Raw genomic sequence first — 19251 nt, forward strand, 5'->3', positions numbered from 1 at the left:
TTCAATCGAGAATGGCGTGGTGGACTTACAACAGGGCTTTCTGCTGACCCGACACTGGCGGGATACACCGGCAGGGACGCAGGTGGAGTTCTGGTTGGCCACCGAGAACGGCCCGCGACATATCCGCCTGCCCTATCAGCCCTCGGTGGCGTTTATTCCGGCCGCGCAACGCGAACAGGCCGAGGCGTTGCTGAGCAATGAGCGCGGCGTCGAACTGCGCCCGCTGGGCCTCAAGGATTTTCACCAGCGCCCGGTACTGGGCCTGTATTGCCAGCAGCATCGCCAACTGATGGACCTCGACAAACTGCTGCGCCGCGCCGGCGTTGAAGTGTATGAGGCCGATGTGCGCCCGCCGGAGCGCTACCTGATGGAGCGCTTTATCACCGCACCGGTGCTATTTGCCGGTACGCCCGACCCAAGCGGCAATGGCCTGCTGCTGGATGCGCAGATCAAGCCCTGCACAGATTACCGGCCAAGCCTCAAGCTGGCCTCGCTGGATATCGAAACCAATGCCTTCGGCGAGCTGTACTCCATCGCCATCGAGGGCTGCGGCCAGCGCAACGTGTATATGCTCGGCCGCACGCCAGAACAGCCACCAGCGGTGGATTTCCAGCTGGAATACTGCGACAGCCGCGGCCAGTTGCTCGAACGTCTGAATCAGTGGATGGCGCAGCATGATCCCGACGCCATCATCGGCTGGAACCTGGTGCAGTTCGACCTGCGCGTGCTGCACGAACATGCGCGCAGCCTGGCCATCCCCCTGCGTCTGGGGCGCGATGACAGCGAGATGCAATGGCGCGAGCACGGCAGCCGCAACGGCCACTTCTTCGCCGATGCCGCCGGCCGGCTAATTATTGACGGCATCGAGGCGCTGCGTTCGGCGACCTGGAGCTTCCCCTCCTTCAGCCTGGAAAACGTCGCGCAAACCCTGCTCGGCGAGGGCAAGGACATCTCCACGCCCTACCAGCGCATGGACGAAATCGACCGCATGTTCCGCGAGGACAAACCGGCCCTGGCACGCTACAACCTGCGCGACTGCGAGCTGGTGACGCGGATCTTCGGCAAAACCAGCATCCTCGACTTTCTGCTGGAACGCGCCACGGTCACCGGGTTACCCGCCGACCGCAACGGCGGCTCGGTGGCGGCGTTTGAACACCTGTATATGCCGCTGATGCACCGCCGCGGCTTTGTCGCGCCGAACCTCGGTGACAACCCGCCGCAAGCCAGTCCCGGCGGCTTTGTGATGGAGTCGCAGCCGGGGCTGTATGAATCGGTGCTGGTGCTGGACTACAAGAGCCTCTATCCGTCGATTATTCGCAGCTTTCTGATCGACCCGGTGGGACTGATCGAAGGCCTGCGCCAGCCGGACGACGTGCACTCGGTGCCGGGCTTTCGCGGTGCGCGTTTCTCCCGTACCCAGCACTGCCTGCCGAGCATCGTCGAGCGCGTATCTCAGAACCGTGAAGCGGCCAAACGCGAGCACAACGCACCGCTGTCGCAGGCACTGAAAATCATTATGAACGCCTTCTACGGCGTGCTCGGCTCCAGCGGTTGCCGCTTTTTCGATACGCGCCTGGCCTCCTCCATCACCCTACGCGGCCACGAAATCATGGCCCGCACCCGCGCGCTAATCGAGGCCGAGGGCTATGCGGTGATCTACGGCGACACCGACTCCACCTTTGTCTGGCTCAAGCGCCCGCATGCCCAGGAGGATGCCGCGCAGATCGGCCGCGCCCTGGTGGCCAAGGTCAATGCCTGGTGGCGCGAGCATCTGCGCGATGAATACGGACTGGAAAGCGCTCTGGAACTGCAGTTCGAAACCCATTACAGCCGCTTTCTAATGCCGACCATCAGAGGCGCGGAGGAAGGCAGCAAGAAGCGCTATGCCGGGATGGTCACGCACGCCGACGGCAGCCATGAGATGGTCTACAAGGGCCTGGAAACCGTGCGCAGCGACTGGTCGCCGCTGGCCCAGCAGTTTCAACGCGAGCTGTATGAGCGGATCTTTCTGCACCAGCCGCACCAGTGCTATGTGCGCGACTATGTCGAGCGCACCCTGAATGGCGAGCTGGACGAACTGCTGATCTACCGCAAACGACTGCGCCGCAAGCTCACCGACTATGAACGCAACGTGCCGCCGCATGTGCGCGCCGCGCGCCTGGCCGACGAATACAACGCCCTGCACAGCCGCCCGCTGCAATACCAGAATGGTGGCTGGATCAGCTATGTGATCACCACCGCCGGCCCGCAACCACTGGAAGCGCGCAGCGCCGCCATCGACTACGACCACTACCTGACCCGCCAGCTGCAGCCAGTGGCCGATGCCATCCTGCCGTTTGTTGGCGACGACTTCGCCACGCTAATCGGCGGACAGTTGGGTTTGTTCTAGTCGCCAGCTCTCACTTATTACTCGTCAGGACGACCCCAAATGCTGCACACCCTCGCCGTCGCCAACTATCGCTCGATCAACACCCTGGTGCTGCCACTGGGTCGGCTCAACCTGGTCACCGGGGCCAACGGCAGCGGCAAGTCCAACCTCTATCGCGCCTTGCGCCTGCTGGCGGAAACCGCCCAGGGCGGCGTGGTCAATGCCCTGGCCCGCGAAGGCGGACTGGACTCCACCTTCTGGGCTGGGCCGGAAACCATCAGCCGGCGCATGCTCAGCGGCGAGGTGCCGGTGCAGGGCGGCCCACGCAAGGAGGCCCGGCGTCTGCGTCTGGGCTTTGCCGGCGATGATTTCAGCTATGCCATTTCCCTTGGGCTACCGGAGTCCAACTCCGGCGAGAGCCGCGATATTCCCAGTGCCTTCGCCCTGGATCCTGAGATCAAACGCGAATGCATCTGGGCTGGGGGCAGCTATCGCCCCGCTTCGCTACTGGTGGATCGCGCCGGAGCGATGGTGCGCATGCGTGAAGGGCGCAACTGGCAAGTGATGGCCCAGCATCTGCCGAGCTTCGACAGCCTGTACGAGCAGATCGGCAATGATCCCGCCTGCCCGGAAGTCTCCCATCTGCGCGAGCATATTCGCCGTTGGCGCTTCTACGATCACTTTCGCAGCGATGCCGAAGCGCCCGCGCGCCAGCCGCAACTGGGCACCCGCACCCCGGTGCTGCACCACGACGGCCGCGACCTGGCGGCGGCGTTGCAGACCATTCGCGAAATTGGCGACCCCGCCGCGCTGGATGCGGCCATCAGCGACGCCTTCCCCGGCGCACGCCTGCGCATCGACTTTCAGCAAGGCGGGCGTTTTGCCGTCGAACTGCAACAAGAGGGCCTGCTGCGACCGTTGTCGGCCAGCGAATTGTCGGACGGCACCCTGCGTTACCTGCTGCTGGTGGCCGCCCTGCTCACCCCAAGGCCACCGTCGCTGATGGTGCTGAACGAACCGGAAACCAGCCTGCACCCCGATTTGCTGCCGGCCCTCGGCCGGCTGATCATCGCGGCGTCGCGGCACACCCAGGTCTGGGTGGTATCCCACGCCAGCCGCCTGATCGCCACCCTGGAACAGCACCCCGAATGCAACGCCATCGTGCTGGAAAAACAACTGGGGCAAACCGTGATCCAGGGCCAGGGCATGCTCGATGAGCCGGCGTGGAAGTGGCCGAGTTAACCCTTCGCGGCCAGGGCAACCGTTGCCGGTAGCACCTTGGGTTTACGAAACACCATCACGTTACCCAGCATCACCAATACCAGGCCGAACAGCGCCGGGGCGGTCCACTGGTAGCCCTCGACAAACACCGAGATATTCAGCGCCACCACCGGGAACAGCACGGTGCAGTAGGCCGCACGCTCCGGGCCCATGCGTCCGACCAGAGTCAGGTAGGCGGTGAAACCGATCACCGAACCGGGAATCGCCAGGTACAGCAGGGTGCCGACGTAACGGGTGTTCCACTCGAAGCCGAACGGCGTACCGCTGACCAGGCAGATCGCCACCAACATCAGCGCGCCATACAGCATGCCCCAGGCGTTGGTGGTCAGCGGCTTGAGGCCGGCCTTCTGCTGCAGACTGGAAAGCATATTGCCGGCGGAGAAACACAGCGTGCCGATCAGCGCCAGGCCGATGCCTAGCAGGGTTTCACGGCTGGCCTCCTGCCCAGCCAGTTCCGGCCAGAACAGCAGCGCTAGGCCGCCCAACCCCAGCGCACCACCGGCCAGCACATTGGCGGCGATCTTCTGTTTGAAGAACAGCCGCGCGTTGAGCGCATTCCACAGCGTCGCGGTGGAAAAAATCACCGCCACCAGGCCGCTGGGGATCCACTGGCTGGCGGTGTAGAAGCACATAAAGTTCAGGCAGAACAGGCACAGCCCCTGCACCAGGCAGATGAGTTGGCCGCGCGTGTCGAGCTTCTGCAGGCGGCCGCTCAGCAGCAGAATGGCAAACAGCACCAGCGAGGCCAGGGCAAAGCGATAGGCGATCGAGGCGGCAATCGCCACCTCGCCCAGTTGCAGCTTGAGGGCGATCCAGGTGGTGCCCCAGATCAGTACGGTCAACAGATAGAGCGTCAGGTTCATCACGAACTCCCGGTGGATGACTGAGAGTCTGCGCCTGATCAGCTCGGGGGCTCTTGCATAAACTTGCGCTTTTATTCGATCGGGCCGCTCGCCTTATGCCGAGGCAACCCGATGGAAATCAGCGCCGCCAACAGGACAAAGGCCGAAGACACCCACAGGCAGGCTTCCAAGCCATAAGCCTGATAGACCCAGCCCGACAGCAGCGTGCCGATCAGCCGGCCGAAGGCGTTGGACATATAGTAGAAACCCACGTCCAGCGACACGCCGTCCTCCTTGGCGTAGCTGACGATCAGGTAGCTGTGCAGCGAGGAGTTCACCGCAAACAGCGCGCCAAACACCATCAGCCCGCCAAGCAAGACCCACTGCGCCGGCAAGTCACTGTTCAGACCCAGGGCAATTGCGGCGGGCAACCCGGCCAGCACCGCAGCCCAGGCGAATGCCGCGCGACCATCCGGCAACTGACCGCTGGCCTTGCCGGTGATGGCTGGGGCGAAGGACTGCACCATGCCGTAGCCAATTACCCAGGCAGCGAGGAAGCCGCCAACCATCCAGAAATCCCAGCCAAACACACTGGACAGGTACACCGGCAGCGCGACGACAAACCACACATCGCGGGCACCGAACAGAAACAGCCGTGCGGCCGACAGGCTATTGATCGCCCGGCTCTTGGACAGAATGTCGCGAAACTTCGGCTTGGCCTTCGCCTTACCCAGATCCTTTTTCAGCAGCATAAGGCTGGCCAGCCAGATCAGCGCCAGCAGGGCGGCCATGGCCAGCACCGCCCCAGTAAAACCGAGCAGCGCCAGCAGCGCGCCGCCCATAAAGAAACCCACACCCTTGAGCGCGTTCTTCGAGCCGGTCAGGATCGCCACCCACTGGTACAGCCTGCCCTGCTGATTGCCCGGCACCAGCAGCTTGATCGAGCTTTTCGCGCTCATCTTGTTCAAATCTTTGGCGATGCCGGACAATGCCTGCGCACCCATCACCCAGGGAATCGTCAGCCAGGCCGCCGGCACAGTGAGCATCAGCAAGGCCGCGACCTGCAGACCCAAACCGATATTCATGGTGCGATTAAGCCCCAGCCGCGCGCCCAGATAGCCGCCGACCAGGTTGGTCACCACGCCGAAAATCTCATAGAACAAAAACAACGCGGCAATCTGCAGTGGCGTGTAACCCAGGCTATGAAAATGCAGCACCACCAACATACGCAGCGCGCCGTCGGTGAGGGTAAAGGCCCAGTAGTTGCCGGTCACCAGCAGGTATTGGCGCACTTCGGGGGCCAGGCGGGATAAGGCGTGCATAACGAATCCTATGTAGACCGTGGGAGGGGCTTTAGCCGCGACAGCCGTTGAGGCCAATCGCGGCTAAAGCCCCCTCCCATACAGCCTGTGTTAATCCGTCAAACCGACCAGCCGCGCCAGCTCAACCGCGCGGTTGGCGTAGCCCCATTCGTTGTCGTACCAGGCGTACAGCTTCACCTGGGTGCCGTTAACCACCATGGTCGAGAGCGCATCGATGATCGATGAGCGCGGATCGGTGCGGTAGTCGATGGACACCAGCGGCCGTTCCTCGTAACCGAGGATGCCATTGAGCGGGCCGGCAGCGGCGGCTTTCAGCAACGCATTGACCTCCTCCACCGTGGTGGCACGCTCCACCTCAAATACGCAGTCGGTCAGCGAGGCGTTGGCCAGCGGTACTCGCACGGCGTGACCGTTGAGCTTGCCGCGCAGCTCGGGGAAGATTTCGGCAATCGCCGTGGCCGAACCGGTGCTGGTGGGGATCAGGCTCATGCCCGAAGCCCGCGCTCGGCGCAGGTCCTTGTGCGGGGTGTCGAGGATGCTCTGGGTGTTAGTCAGGTCGTGGATGGTGGTGATCGAGCCGTGGCGGATGCCGAGGTTCTCGTGGATCACCTTGACCACCGGGGCCAGGCAGTTAGTGGTGCAGGACGCTGCGGTGACGATGCGGTGCTGCGCCGGGTCAAACAGCTGCTGGTTGACGCCCATGACGATATTCAGCGCACCCTGCTCTTTTACCGGCGCGCAGACCACCACGCGCTTTACTCCCTGATCGAGATAAGCCTGCAACACGGCCACAGTTTTCATCTTGCCACTGGCTTCGATCACCAGATCGCAGCCACTCCAGTCGGTGTCGGCGATGGCCTTGTTGGCGGTTACCTTGATCCGCTTGCCGTCGATCAGCACGTTCTCGCCTTCGCTGCTGGCCTCATGCTGCCAGCGGCCGTGCACCGAATCGAAATTCAGCAGATGGGCATGGGTCGCGGCATCGCCGGCCGGGTCGTTGATCTGCACAAATTCCAGCTCCGGCCAGCCCCAGGCCGCACGCAGCGCCAGACGGCCGATACGACCAAAACCGTTGATACCTACCTTGATAGCCATGGACAGATTCTCTCGTTGAACGGGTTAAATATTGCGTGGCGCAAATATGATGATCGCCATCCCAAGCAGGGCCACAGCGGCGCCCAGCAGGTCCCAATGGCTCGGCCGAATACCGTCCACCAGCCACAGCCAGACAATCGCCATCGCCACATACACCCCGCCGTAAGCGGCATACACCCGCCCGGCAGCGGTCGGGTGCAGGGTCAGCAGCCAGGCGAACAGCGCCAGCGCGGCGGCGGCCGGCACCAGCAACCAGATGCTCTTGCCCTGTTTGAGCCACAGGTACGGCAGGTAGCAGCCGATGATTTCGGCCAGGGCGGTCAGGGCAAATAAGGCAAAGGTCTTGATCATCGTTTCAGCACTCGCTTGAAGGGGTGTCTGCTGCGCTTATGCCCGGCATCAGCTGCAGAGTGATTGACGGCCGGGGCGGTTGCGCATGCTGTGCAGGCGCACGCTGTCAGCGTCCAGCTGCGCATCCGCCGCCTGCAGCACCTGCGCCAGGGTTTGCCCGACCCAGGCCGGCAGTTGCGGATGCAGGCGGTAGTAAACCCACTGCCCCGCGCGGCGATCCTCCAGCAGGCCGCTGGCGCGCAACTGCGCCAGATGACGGGAGATCTTCGGCTGGCTCTGCTCCAACGCGGCAGTCAGCTCGCACACGCACAGCTCACCTTCGCGGGCGATCAACAGGCTTATGCGCGTACGGGTTTCGTCGGCCAGGCATTTGAACAAACTGGCAGGAGTGATCGGTTCGGGCATTGCGCGCTCCACACGGCGGCCTGGTAAGGGACCAGGTCAACACATTCGTTTTGGCGAATATATTGATAACCGCATATGCAGGCAAATGAATATTCACTGCACTGCAGGCGGCCTTGCACAATCTTGCGCTTTTCTCAGACAGGGGGCTGGCAGCCCATGCCGCCCGGCGTAGCATGGGGCAACGGAGGATTTATGTCGCAACTCGAACAGCTACAGGTTTTCCAGAGCCTGCACCGCTCGCCCAACGCCCGCCTGCAGCGCAGCGCCGAGCTGGGTGATGGATTGGCGGCGGCCGTATGGAGCAATCGCCATGATGCCCGCGACTACCAAGCCCCCAGCCATCACACGCTGTCCTGCTACCTGACTGGTGGCACCGGCACCTTTCGCCGCGAAAGCCCGCACAGCAAGGGCGCGCCGGACAAGCTGTGCATCCTCCCGGCCGGGCATCAGTCAGCCTGGGTGATCAATGGCGAAATCCAGCTGGCCCACCTGTATATCAGCCAGGAGCAGTTCGCCCTGGCGGCCGTCAGCCTGCTGGATCGTGAACCACGGGAACTGGAACTGCGCGAAGGCACCTTTCTCGATGATGCGCAGCAGGCCCAACGCTTTCGCCAACTCAGCCAGTTGGACTGGAACGAGCCGGCCGAGCGCCTGCTCAGCAGCAGCCTGGCCCACGGCCTGGTCAGCCATGCGCTGCTGTCCCAGGTCGGCCGCCGCGAGGGTCTGCGCCTGACCGGCGGCCTGGCCCCACTGCAACGCCGGCGTGTGCGCGAGTTTATCGACGCGCACCTCGACCAGCCGCTCAGTCTCGGCCAGCTGGCCAGCCTCTGCGCGCTGTCCGAATACCATTTCGCGCGGATGTTCCAGCTCAGCTTCGGCCTGCCGCCGCACCGTTATCTGCTCGCGCAGCGCCTGTTGCGCGCCCAGCAGCTGCTCAGCGGCAGTGCCCTGGCCCTGGGCGAAATTGCCCTGGCCTGCGGTTTTGCCAGCGCCAGCCATTTCAGCAACCGCTTTCGCCAGGCGTTCAGCGCCACGCCGGGGCAATACCGCGCGGCGCTGACCGACTGATTAATCCTGCTCGGCACGCAGCAGATTGGCCAAGGCCTCCAGCGCCGGCCGGGTGTGCGGGAAGGTAAAGCCGCTGCTGGCTACCGGGTGCGATGACAGGCGCACCACCACCAGGCCCACGCTCGGGTTGATATGAATCATCTGCCCGTGCACGCCCAGTGCCTCATAGGCGCCATCGGCGTTGTGGCTGATCCAGAACTGGTTGCGGTAGGAATACCCCTCCTGCCAGGGCCGCCCTGCCGCCTTGAAGGCTTCGCGGTCGGCCCCCTGGCGAATGCTCGCCAGCACCTCGGGCGCGATGACCTGCTGGCCATTGAAGCGGCCATCCAGGCGCAGCATCTCGCCGAAACGCGCCAGGTCACGCAGGTTGGCATTCATCCCTGCGCCAGCCCATTCAGTACCGGCCGAATCGAGCAGCAGATAAGCATCCTGTTCGGTGCCCAGCTTGCTCCACAGCCGCTCGCCGATCAGCTCGGCCGTCGATTGCCCGCTGACCCGGCGCAGCAGCCAGCCGAGCACTTCGCTGTGCACGGTGCGGTAATGGAACTCGGGGCCATGGCGGCCCTTGCCGGTGATTGTCGGCAGGTAGCTGTAGAGGTTGCGCGCCCCGCTAAAGCCTTCTGGAACCGGAACCATGCCGGCGGCCACCGCGTAATTGACCACATCGGACTGGGCGTCGCTGTAGACCTCGCTGTAATCAATGTCGGCGGTCATATCCAGCAACTGCTGCACGGTAGCGCCTTTCCAGCCGCTGTCCTTCAGCTCGGGCAGGTAGTCGGTTACCGCTGCCTGCGCATCCAGCCGCCCTTCGTGAATCAGCTGAGTCGCCAGCAAGCCCACCACCGACTTGGTCATCGACCACATGATGTGCGGGCTCTCGGCCGGCATCTGCTCATGGTAAGCCTCGTAGATCAGCTTGCCGTTGTGCAGGATCAGCGTGGCGTCGGCGTAGCTGTTATTCAGGTACTCGGCAAAACTCTGCTCGCCGTCCGGGCCGGTGAAGCGCAACGCATCGATCTGCGCGCGACGGTCCTTACCCTTGACCAGCACGGCGACCGGGCCCTGCCCACGCGGCACATTGCGGCTCGGCATCAGCTCGCGCATATGGTGAAACGCCCAACGCGCCTGCGGGTACTGGTTGAGGTAGGAGGCGAAGCTGACCTGCTTGCCAGGCGGCGGCGGAAACCCCTGCATTAGCTGCAAACGATCCAGACGCACCGTATCGGGCGCGGGCAAGGCCGGGCTTTGCGCCATGGCCGCCAGGCTGTTAAAGGTGGCCGCCAGGGCCAGGGCATTGAGCAGTTTCATCGGCGTTCTCCTTTTTATTGTTGCGCCCAGCATAGCCAGGCGCGCCGCCGCTGCCGGCCTTATCGAGCGGACAAATACCACTCCATAGCAGCGCACACAGAGGGCGGCCGCACGCCGCGCACAACGGCCTGCTAATCCGCGGCTGGCTGTGCAAGAATCACCGGCTGCCCTTGAGAAAGTCTGCGCCATGCCACGCATCACCTATTCGCCCACAGGGTGCACGTAATGCCCCTCGATATCCTGCGGTTACGCCAGGAAGACTGGCGCGCAGAATTCGGCGCGGGCGACTTGCAGCGCGGCCTGGGCTACGCCGCACAAGGCCGCAGTCGCCTGCTCAGCCTCAAGGACAGCACCCTGCTGGCCAGCTGCCGGGGCTCCGGTGCGCAAACCTATCAACAGCGCATCACCCTGCACCACTACGGTCAGGGCTGGGGCGTGACCGGTCATTGCAGCTGCCCGGTGGGTTTCAACTGCAAGCACGTGGCCAGCGCCCTGCTGACCCTACAAACCCAGCAGGAACAAGGCGTCGACCTCTCGCCACTGATCGTCAGCAGCCAGGACGCCCGCGAAGAACGCCTGGACAACCTGCAGCCCGCTCCCGTGCTAAGCCTCGGCAGCCTGGTGCGCGTGCACTTCGACGCCCGCAAGGGCCGCATGCAGGAGCAGACGCAACACCGCGCCGCCCTGGCCTTCGACTACCAGGACCATCTGGCGGCAGGCAAGAACACCAAGGACCTGCTGGTTAAACACAATCCCAGCCTGACCCTACGCATCGTCCGCGACCCAGCCAGCGAAGCGCTGCTGCGCAAACGCCTGGAGCAGACCGGCCTGCAAGTGGCGCTGCGGCAGAGCGAAGCCTTGCCCGAAAGCGCCGGCGAAGCCTATGAGCAGCCCAGCGAAACGGCCTGGCTGCTGTTTATGCGCGAGCAACTGCCGCTGCTGCGCGCCGAAGGCTGGCAGATCCGCATGCAGCCGGAGTTTCAGTTCAACCTGGCGCAGGTCGACGACTGGTATGCCGAGGTCGAGGAAGACCCCGAGCAGAACTGGTTCGACCTGGAGCTGGGCATCGAAGTCGAAGGCCAGCGCATCAGCCTGCTGCCGATTCTGTTGCAGGCGATCCGCCGTACGCCCTGGCTGCTTAACGGCGAAGCGCTGAACAAGCGTGACGACGATGAAGTGCTGTTGGTCAGCCTGCCGGGCAGCCACAAGCGCGCCGCCCTGCCCTTCGCCCGCCTCAAGCCGCTGCTGGCGACCCTGGGCGAGTTGTTCTTCCGCGAGCCGGGCGAATCCAGCCAGCGCCTGCGCCTGCCGCGCCTGGATGCCGCCCGACTGAGCCAGCTGGAACAAGGCCCGGCGCTGCGCTGGCAAGGTGCGGAACAGGTACGCGGCTTCGCCCAGCGCCTGCACGAACTGGACAGCCAGCAGACCCAGGCACCCCAGGATCTACAGGCCGAGCTGCGCCCCTATCAGCTGCAAGGATTGGCCTGGATGCAGGCCCTCGGTGAGCTCGAAGTGGGCGGCTTGCTCGCCGACGACATGGGCCTGGGCAAGACCCTGCAGACCCTGGCGCATATCCTCGGCGAACAGCAGGCCGGCCGCCTCAACCAGCCAGCGCTGATCGTCATGCCCACCAGCCTGATTCCCAACTGGCAGGATGAAGCCGCGCGTTTCACCCCGCAGCTCAAGGTGCTGGCCCTGCACGGGCCGAAACGCCGCGCACTGTTCAAGCAGATCGGCGAACACCAGATCATCCTCACCACCTACGCCCTGCTGCCGCGCGACCTCAAGGCGCTGTCCGCCTACAGCTATCGCCTGCTGATTCTCGACGAGGCGCAGAACATCAAGAACCCGCGCAGCAAGGCCGCCATCGCCGCCGGCCAGCTACAGGCCAAGCAGCGCCTGTGCCTGACCGGCACCCCGCTGGAGAATCACCTGGGCGAGCTGTGGTCGCTGTTCAACTTCCTCATGCCCGGCTGGCTCGGCGACAGCAAAAGCTTTACCCGCGACTACCGCACACCGATCGAGAAAAACGCCAACCAGCAACGCCTGGCGCACCTCACCGGGCGGATCAAGCCCTTTATCCTGCGCCGCACCAAGGAGCAGGTGGCCAGCGAGTTGCCACCCAAGACCGAGATTACCCACTGGGTCGAACTCAGCGCGGCGCAGCGCGACCGCTACGAAACCCTGCGCCTGGCCATGGACCAGAAGGTGCGCGCAGAAATCGCCCGCCAGGGGTTGGCGCGCAGCCAGATCGTGATTCTCGAAGCGCTATTGCGCCTGCGTCAGGCCTGCTGCGACCTGCGTCTGCTCGGTGATGAAAGTGACGACAGCCTGACCAGCCAGGATTCCGGCAAGCTCAGCGGCCTGCTGGAGATGCTCGAAGAATTGTTCGCCGAAGGCCGGCGGGTGCTGCTGTTCTCGCAGTTCACCTCGATGCTGGCGTTAATCGAAAGCGAACTGCAGGCGCGCAATATCCCCTACGCTAAGCTCACCGGCAGCACCCAGGATCGGCGCACCCCGGTGCAACAGTTCCAGGCCGGCGAGTTGCCGATCTTCCTGATCAGCCTGAAAGCCGGCGGTGCGGGCCTCAACCTCACCGCCGCCGATACGGTGATCCACTTCGACCCCTGGTGGAACCCGGCCGCCGAGGCCCAGGCCAGCGACCGCGCCTACCGCATCGGCCAGGACAAGCCAGTGTTTGTCTACAAGCTGATCGCCCGCGGCAGCGTCGAAGAAAAGATCCAGCAGCTGCAACAGGCCAAAGCCAGCCTGGCGCGCGGCGTACTGGACGGCGGCAGCCAGGCGCAGTGGCAACTCAGCGAAGACGACCTGCAAGCGCTATTTGCCCCGTTAAGCGACTGAGCCACCCTATAACCGCTGTCTCGGCACGCCAGCGGATTTATTCCATGGTCTTATCGAGTTTGTCACTTTGTTGGCCGCGCAAGCGCAACGCCGCCGGCAGTTGCGGTCGCGCGTGCAGCAACAGCATGGCCAGTGCCCCGGCCAGCATGCCCCAGAAGGCCGAGCCGATGCCCAGCAGGGAAACCCCCGAGGCGGTGACCAGAAAGGTGATCAAGGCCGCTTCCCGGTGCTGCTCTTCCAGCAGCGCGCTGGCCAGGCCATTGCCTAGGGTGCCGAGCAGGGCCAGGCCGGCGATGGCCAGAATCAGCTCATTGGGAAACGCCATAAAGAGCGCGCCCACTGTGGCACCGAAGATGCCCACCAGCAGATAGAAGAAGCCCGCCGCGACTGCCGCCGCATAGCGTTTCTGCGGGTCCTCATGGGCTTCCTTGCCGGTGCAGATGGCCGCGGTGATGGTCGCCAGGTTCAAGGCATAGCCGCCGAAGGGGGCCAGCAGCAGGGTCGCCACGCCGGTCCAGCCGATCAGCGGTGAGCTCGGCGTATGGTAGCCGGAGGCGCGCAGCACGGTCAGGCCCGGGATGTTCTGCGAGGCCATGGTCACGGCGAACAGCGGCAGGGCGACCCCGATCATGGCCTGCAGGCTGAAGCTGGGGGCGACGAACTCGGGCGTGGCCAGGGCCAGATCGATCCCCTGGAAATTCAATATGCCGGTGCCTGCGGCGATGCAGGTGCCGACGAGCAGCGGCAGTATGACCGCATACCTGGGCAGCAGGCGACGCGCCAGCAGGTAGCTGAGGAACATGGGGAACACCAGGCTGAACTGGCTCTGCATGGCCTTGAAGGCGTCCAGGCCGAAGCGCAGCAGGATACCGGCCAACATGCCGGCGGCTATGGCCACGGGGATGTGTTTGACGATGCGCTCGAACCAGCCGCTAAAGCCGCACAGGGCGATCAGCGCGCCGCAGACGATGAAGGCACCGGTGGCTTCCTGCAGGGTCACGCTGGAAGCGCTGGTGATCAGGATCGCCGCCCCAGAGGTGGACCAGGCGATGGCGATCGGCGTCTTGTAGCGCAGCGACAGGGCGATGCCGGTCACGCCCATGCCGATACACAGCGCGAGCATCCACGAGCCGATCTGCGTCGGCGTGGCACCCAGGGCCTGGGCGGCCTGGAAGACCAGCACGGCGGAACTGGTGAAACCCACCAGCACCGTGACGAACCCTGCATTGATGGCGGAAAGGGACAGATCCTTGAACAAACGCATAACCAGGTCCTGTGGTCTGGAAGTCAACCAGGCCTTTCGCGCGCGAAAGGCCTGGTGCAACAGAGGCGTGAGCCGTTACTGCGAGGCGACCTGCTCGTCCGCGATAGCCTTGATATAGGCCGGGTGAGCCTGCACCGCCGCGAGCATGCGTTTGACCTTGTCGCTCATCAGGATGTCGACCGGGAAGTAGGCACCCCAGCTGGCATACACGGTCAGCATCATGTCGACCACGGAAATGCGCTCACCGAAGACAAAGGTCGAGTTTTCCAGTTGCGCGTCCAGCGAGGACCACAGCGTGCTGATAATGCCGCTGGCAGCGGTCAGCGCCTGCTCCTTGGCCGGGCCATCAGCGAGGGTCTTGCCGATAAAGAACAGGCGGCTATAGGCCGGATGCAGGGTGGCGTTGGCGAACATCAGCCACTCGGTAAAGCGGGCTTTTTCCAGGCCACCCTCGGGCAGCATCTGGCTCTTGTGCTTCTCCAGCAGGTAGAGAATGATCGCCGCGCCTTCGCGGATGACTTGGCCGTTATCCACCAGCACCGGAACCATGCCGCGCGAGCCCAGCGTGTCGAAGTCGCTGACCTTGTTGCGATCGATCAGCTCGACGTCCTGGTTGAGCTCATTGAGCAGGGCATGGATGGCCAGCGAACAGGCACCTGGCATGTAATAAAGTCTGTACATGATGTTCTCCTACCTTGGTTTCGAGCTGTAGCTCTTCGAATTGACGCGCCTAGCGGGGCGCGCCGTCCATGTCTGTTACCCACGCCTGCAAACCCGGCATATTGCTGATACCGACAGGCCGCAGGTAGCAGCGTCATTAGCCTGCGGGCCGATGCTGCCTCCACACAGGCCGTTTGGTTGCCGCGGAATCAGTCTAGGCAAGCGTGGTTACTTATGTATACCTACAATCTTATAGTTGTTAGATTTACCAGTAACCATCTGGTAACTAGCTAGCCAAGGAGTTGAACATGCTGCCGAGACGGCGCAATCCCGTCGCCCATCCTCGTTGCCCCCTGAGCGAATGCCTGAGCATCATCGGTGGGCTCTGGACGCCCAATATCATCTGGTACCTGAGCCAGCAGCCACGCCGCTTCAGCGAATTGAAAGCGGACATCCCCGGCATCTCGGCCAAGGTCCTCAGCGCCCGTCTGAAGAAACTCGAGGGTGAAGGGGTGGTCATCCGCACGGTGCTGCCGACCTCGCCGCCCAGTGTCGAATACAGCCTGTCAGACCTGGGCCTGGAGCTGAAACCGGCGATCGAGGCCATAGTCGCGGTAGGCCATAGGCTCAAGGAAATTGAGCATGCCGCAGGCTGAATAGCGGTCCTGAGCTTGGACAAATTCATGGCCGCCGCCCGCAGGGCCATGCTCGCCAACGCCACCAGCATGACCAACAGCGCCCGGACAAATGGAGCGCCTTGGCGCATCGCCGCGCGACTGCCGACTAGCAGTGATAGACAGGTGTTTGCCTATTGTCTTGATCGGCCTGAAAGCCAGTGGCCACTCAGCGAAGAGGAGCTGCCGGCACTCTTCACCCCGTTAAGCGACTGAGCCGTTTCAATCATCGCTCTGCGTATCATCCCGCTCCGAGGCCTCATCGGCCGGATTGGACTTTTTGCGGGTCCCGCCGGCTTGCACCGAGGGGAAGCGCGAGGAGGCGTAGCGCACCACAAAGATCGCCAGCGCCAACAGCAGAATCGCCCCGGAGACCATCACCACGCCCATGTCGGGTTTGTGGTTGTGCGAGATGTCGGAAATCATCAGGCGGGTCAGCGCGGTAATCGCCACATAGATCATGAAGCGGATCGGCATATGGTTGGTCTTGAAATAGATCCCCACCATTGCCGCCAATTCGAGGTAGATAAACAGCAGCAGGATGTCATCAACCGTGATGTGGCCCTTATCCAGCATGCCGAGGAAGGCCATGATCGCGGCCCAGGCGGTGATGGCACCAATGGCGAACAGCGCCAGGTAATGGAACGCCTCCATCAACAGATTACCCAGCGATTCCGCCAACCCATGCATGCGCTCGCGCGCCTGCTCGGCCCAGTTTGGCTTGCCCATGTAGCCTCCTAAATAGATAAACGACTGACGACGCCTGAAGCGCCATCAAAAGACAGTGTCAGTAGAAGAAGCTCGGAGCCACCAAAAAAGCACTTGCAACCGCCGCGCCAGAGCGGCACCCGAACAACTGCCTGGTGAAGAATCGGCTATGGTGTTAGCCGGCATGGCAATTGCTGCTGGCCAAATGCCGGCGAGTTCTTTATGCTCGCAAACACTGTACAAATAAACAGTTTATTGCAACCTATCAGCGTGAAGGCGTAGAGGTGATGAATGGCCGTCGAAGTGGTGTACCGCAGCAGCCGGGATTTGGAGCGTTTATTCATGGATAAAGCCGAAGCCGACCGTCATGACAAAATGCTCGAACTGGCCGAGTTGCTCACCGAGGTGTTGCAAAAGGCCGTGCCCTCGCTGAATGAAGCCCAGGGTGAAGAGCTGGGGATTTATATGGCGAAGAACCGCGAAGTCTTCGCCAAAGCGTTCAAGAACCAGCCCGACGCCTTGAGTGAACTGAGCGAACCCGCTGCCGAGTAACACCCGCAGCGCTCAACAAAACCCCAGTCATGGACTGGGGTTTTGCATTTCTACGGCGCGCCAGTTCAGCCATAGAGCAAGCGTTCGGCAATCGCATCGGCAACCCTCGCCGGCGAGCGTTTGTCGGCCTGGGCATGGCCAAATATCTCGGTCAGCCGGCGGCTGATCTGAGTCAGGTGCGCGGTGATCGCCGGCAGCGGCTCGCCCTGATGCTTCAGTGCCACGTAGATCAGCCCACCGGCGTTGATCACATAATCCGGCGCATAGAGAATCCCGCGTGCCTGCAGGCTGTCGGAAATGTCCGGGCTAGCCAACTGGTTGTTGGCCGCCCCCGCCACCGCCGAACAACGCAACTGCCCGACTGTTTCGGCATTCAGCACACCGCCCAGGCCGCAGGGCGCGAGGATGTCGCACGGGGTGCCGAGCAGGCTGTCGCTGGCCACCGGCCGCGCGCCCAATTGCTCGACTGCCAGCTGCACCCGACCGGTATCCAGATCACTGACCAGCAGTTCGGCACCGGCGGCATGCAGCTGCTCGGCCAGCGCGTAACCGACATTGCCCAGCCCCTGAATCGCCACCCGCAAGCCTTCGAGGTTATCGCTGCCCAGACGCGCCAGAGCAGTGGCGCGAATCCCGGTAAATACGCCCATGGCGGTGTGTGGCGACGGGTCGCCTTCGGCCGTGGTGCTGGTGACGTGCTGGGTGTGCTGGGCGATGCAATCCATGTCGACGCTGGAGGTGCCGCTGTCCATGGCGGTGATGTAGTGGCCGTTAAGGGTTTCGATAAACCGCCCGAAGGCTTCAAACAGCGCGCCGCGATTGTCGACATGCGCGGGACGGATGATCACCGCCTTGCCGCCGCCCTGTTGCAGGCCGGCCAACGCCGCCTTGTAGCTCATGCCTTTGGCCAGGCGCAGCACATCCTCAATGGCGCTTTGGCTGTCGGCGTAAGGGAGATAACGACAGCCACCCAACGCGGGGCCCAGGCGACTATTGTGAATTGCGATAATGGCCTGCAGACCGGTCAGCGGGTCCACGGCGAAGTGCAACGACTCCAGCCGGGCGGTTTCCATCATGACGAACATGCTGTGGCTCCCGTACTGATTTGCTCCTCAGTATAGGCAGCCACCCCGGCGGCACCGCTCCGGTGGTCGGTTGCGCAACCGGACGCGCTGGGCGCTATGGCCTGCGCACAACAATCTACTGGACGCCGCGCAGGCGCTTGGCTACAAAGCCAGAGAGACATGGAGATTGTCATGAACCCACGTGCTGCCTGCTTGGCCTGCCTGCAACAGCAACCTGCGGCGACGTTCGAGGCGGCGCTGTGGATTGCCGCGGAGCATGACCCGGCACTGCAACCGGCCGAGGTGCTGCGCCAGCTCGACAGTTTGCAGCAACAGGTCAGCCAGGGCCTGCCCGCGCTACCGGCGGTGGAACTGGCGCAACCCCTGCTGTGGCGCTTGAGCGAACTGGACTTCCACCAGGACGACAGCAGCCCGCTGCGGCCCCAGGCCGCCCTGCTGCACCTGGTGTTGCGCAGCCGCCGTGGACAACCGCTGTCATTGGCCCTGCTGGCGCTGGAGTTGGCGCAACGGCTGGAAATTCCACTGCAAGGGGTGAGTTTCCCCGGGCATTTCCTGTTGCGCGTACCGGGGGCCGACCACCTGCTCGACCCCTGCAGCGGCCGCCGCCTGTACACCCGCGAATGCCGCGAGCTGCTGCAGCGGCATATGGGACCGGCCGCCGAACTGAGCGCCAGCCACCTGCAGGCCTGTGACGCGTCGAGCATGCTGCTACGCCTGTCGCGCAACCTGCGGCAACTGCATCAAGTGGCCGGTGATCACCTGGCCGCACTGAAGGATGCCGAACGGGTGCTGCAACTGAGCGCGCCCACGCTGCAGGATCACCTGGCCCGCGCCGAAATTTATCAACAGCTGGAATGCCCGCAAGGCGAGCGTTTCGACCTGCAGCACGCGCTGCTGCTATGCGACGACCCGGCGCAGCGCCTGCAACTCAGCCAACGACTGCGCCTGCTCAGCGACACTCCGGCGCTGCATTAGCGAGAAGAAGGCCATACCCGTTATGTGTTGACGCCTCGATGCCTGGTGCGGGGAAACTCGTAGGGTGGGTTAGCGGCGCAGAGCCGGATTGGCGAGCAGCTGCGCAATATGCGCGCCGCGTAACCCACCAAGCGCCATTCCGCGTTGCGCCGATGGTGGGTTACGCAGCGCGCCAAGCGTGGCGTCGCTTCAGGCATCTAGCCTTGCGCCGCTAACCCACCCTACAGGAAGCCGAGTGCCTTGGCCTTGGCCACCGCCTGGGTGCGCCGCGCCACGCCGAGCTTGCCGTTGATCCGCCGCGCATGGGTTTTCACCGTGTGCAGAGAGATAAACAGCTGCTCGGCGACTTCCTGATTGGACAGGCCCTGAGCGATCAGGCCAAGCACCGCCAGTTCGCGGCAACTCAATGAAGTGGCACTGCTGCTGGCGAG

Annotated in this window: 17 protein-coding genes and 1 pseudogene; 7 read left to right on the forward strand and 11 right to left on the reverse strand. The window is 63.5% G+C overall.

The window, feature by feature from the left end; genetic code table 11:
* Window positions 1-19 precede the first annotated feature (19 nt).
* Window positions 20-2389, forward strand: a complete 2370-nt coding sequence (locus WBK23_RS06705; RefSeq protein WP_424483303.1) for a DNA polymerase II — start codon at window positions 20-22, stop codon at window positions 2387-2389.
* Window positions 2390-2428: 39 nt separating this feature from the next.
* The gene (locus tag WBK23_RS06710) at window positions 2429-3610 is read left to right on the forward strand and encodes an AAA family ATPase (RefSeq protein WP_424483182.1); all 1182 of its coding nucleotides are present in this window, start codon (window positions 2429-2431) and stop codon (window positions 3608-3610) included.
* Here WBK23_RS06710 and WBK23_RS06715 read toward each other — a convergent pair.
* From WBK23_RS06715 to WBK23_RS06735, 5 genes are all read right to left on the reverse strand, one after another.
* Entirely contained in the window at window positions 3607-4512 is a 906-nt protein-coding gene (locus WBK23_RS06715) for a DMT family transporter (RefSeq protein ID WP_424483183.1), read from the reverse strand. The genes WBK23_RS06710 and WBK23_RS06715 overlap by 4 nt on opposite strands.
* Window positions 4513-4583: 71 nt before the next feature.
* Complete coding sequence (gene arsJ, locus WBK23_RS06720) at window positions 4584-5813, reverse strand: organoarsenical effux MFS transporter ArsJ (RefSeq protein WP_424483184.1); 1230 nt, start codon at window positions 5811-5813, stop codon at window positions 4584-4586.
* A 90-nt stretch (window positions 5814-5903) separates the two neighbouring features.
* On the reverse strand, window positions 5904-6908 hold the full coding sequence (locus WBK23_RS06725; RefSeq protein WP_424483185.1) for an ArsJ-associated glyceraldehyde-3-phosphate dehydrogenase: 1005 nt from the start codon (window positions 6906-6908) through the stop codon (window positions 5904-5906).
* Between the two features lie 24 nt (window positions 6909-6932).
* Window positions 6933-7259, reverse strand: a complete 327-nt coding sequence (locus WBK23_RS06730; RefSeq protein ID WP_424483186.1) for a YnfA family protein — start codon at window positions 7257-7259, stop codon at window positions 6933-6935.
* A 48-nt stretch (window positions 7260-7307) separates the two neighbouring features.
* Window positions 7308-7664: a metalloregulator ArsR/SmtB family transcription factor gene (locus tag WBK23_RS06735; RefSeq protein WP_424483187.1), complete on the reverse strand. Its 357-nt coding sequence runs from the start codon at window positions 7662-7664 to the stop codon at window positions 7308-7310.
* 192 nt (window positions 7665-7856) lie between these two features.
* Here WBK23_RS06735 and WBK23_RS06740 point away from each other — a divergent pair, with 192 nt between their 5' ends.
* A complete protein-coding gene (locus tag WBK23_RS06740) occupies window positions 7857-8732 on the forward strand; it encodes a helix-turn-helix domain-containing protein (protein WP_424483188.1) in 876 nt (291 codons plus the stop codon).
* On the opposite strand, the gene WBK23_RS06745 is transcribed toward WBK23_RS06740, so the two are convergent.
* Complete coding sequence (locus WBK23_RS06745) at window positions 8733-10040, reverse strand: serine hydrolase domain-containing protein (protein ID WP_424483189.1); 1308 nt, start codon at window positions 10038-10040, stop codon at window positions 8733-8735.
* A 225-nt stretch (window positions 10041-10265) separates the two neighbouring features.
* Between WBK23_RS06745 and WBK23_RS06750 the strand changes: the two genes are divergently transcribed.
* On the forward strand, window positions 10266-12902 hold the full coding sequence (locus WBK23_RS06750; protein ID WP_424483190.1) for a DEAD/DEAH box helicase: 2637 nt from the start codon (window positions 10266-10268) through the stop codon (window positions 12900-12902).
* Between the two features lie 37 nt (window positions 12903-12939).
* On the opposite strand, the gene WBK23_RS06755 is transcribed toward WBK23_RS06750, so the two are convergent.
* Both WBK23_RS06755 and WBK23_RS06760 read right to left on the reverse strand, forming a co-directional pair.
* On the reverse strand, window positions 12940-14193 hold the full coding sequence (locus WBK23_RS06755) for a benzoate/H(+) symporter BenE family transporter (protein ID WP_424483191.1): 1254 nt from the start codon (window positions 14191-14193) through the stop codon (window positions 12940-12942).
* A 48-nt stretch (window positions 14194-14241) separates the two neighbouring features.
* Window positions 14242-14847 carry a glutathione S-transferase family protein gene (locus tag WBK23_RS06760; protein ID WP_424483192.1) on the reverse strand — a complete coding sequence of 202 codons (606 nt, stop codon included), beginning with the start codon at window positions 14845-14847 and terminating at the stop codon, window positions 14242-14244.
* A 287-nt stretch (window positions 14848-15134) separates the two neighbouring features.
* Here WBK23_RS06760 and WBK23_RS06765 point away from each other — a divergent pair, with 287 nt between their 5' ends.
* Window positions 15135-15482, forward strand: coding sequence for a winged helix-turn-helix transcriptional regulator (locus tag WBK23_RS06765; protein WP_424483193.1), 348 nt, complete (start codon window positions 15135-15137; stop codon window positions 15480-15482).
* Between the two features lie 240 nt (window positions 15483-15722).
* Here the strand turns inward: WBK23_RS06765 and WBK23_RS06770 are convergent, their stop codons facing one another.
* Entirely contained in the window at window positions 15723-16229 is a 507-nt protein-coding gene (locus tag WBK23_RS06770) for a phosphate-starvation-inducible protein PsiE (RefSeq protein ID WP_424483194.1), read from the reverse strand.
* A 270-nt stretch (window positions 16230-16499) separates the two neighbouring features.
* On the opposite strand from WBK23_RS06770, the gene WBK23_RS06775 reads away from it, so the two are divergent.
* A complete protein-coding gene (locus WBK23_RS06775) occupies window positions 16500-16760 on the forward strand; it encodes a YebG family protein (RefSeq protein WP_424483195.1) in 261 nt (86 codons plus the stop codon).
* Between the two features lie 65 nt (window positions 16761-16825).
* Here WBK23_RS06775 and WBK23_RS06780 read toward each other — a convergent pair whose 3' ends face one another.
* Window positions 16826-17845: a Leu/Phe/Val dehydrogenase gene (locus WBK23_RS06780; RefSeq protein WP_424483196.1), complete on the reverse strand. Its 1020-nt coding sequence runs from the start codon at window positions 17843-17845 to the stop codon at window positions 16826-16828.
* A gap of 171 nt (window positions 17846-18016) precedes the next feature.
* Between WBK23_RS06780 and WBK23_RS06785 the strand changes: the two genes are divergently transcribed.
* Window positions 18017-18820, forward strand: a complete 804-nt coding sequence (locus WBK23_RS06785) for a SirB1 family protein (protein ID WP_424483197.1) — start codon at window positions 18017-18019, stop codon at window positions 18818-18820.
* A 221-nt stretch (window positions 18821-19041) separates the two neighbouring features.
* Here the strand turns inward: WBK23_RS06785 and WBK23_RS06790 are convergent.
* Window positions 19042-19227, reverse strand: a pseudogene (locus WBK23_RS06790) (response regulator transcription factor); the annotation flags it as partial.
* Window positions 19228-19251: the final 24 nt, after the last annotated feature.

The sequence above is a fragment of the Pseudomonas sp. genome (assembly GCF_049653025.1).
Lineage (GTDB): Bacteria > Pseudomonadota > Gammaproteobacteria > Pseudomonadales > Pseudomonadaceae > Aquipseudomonas.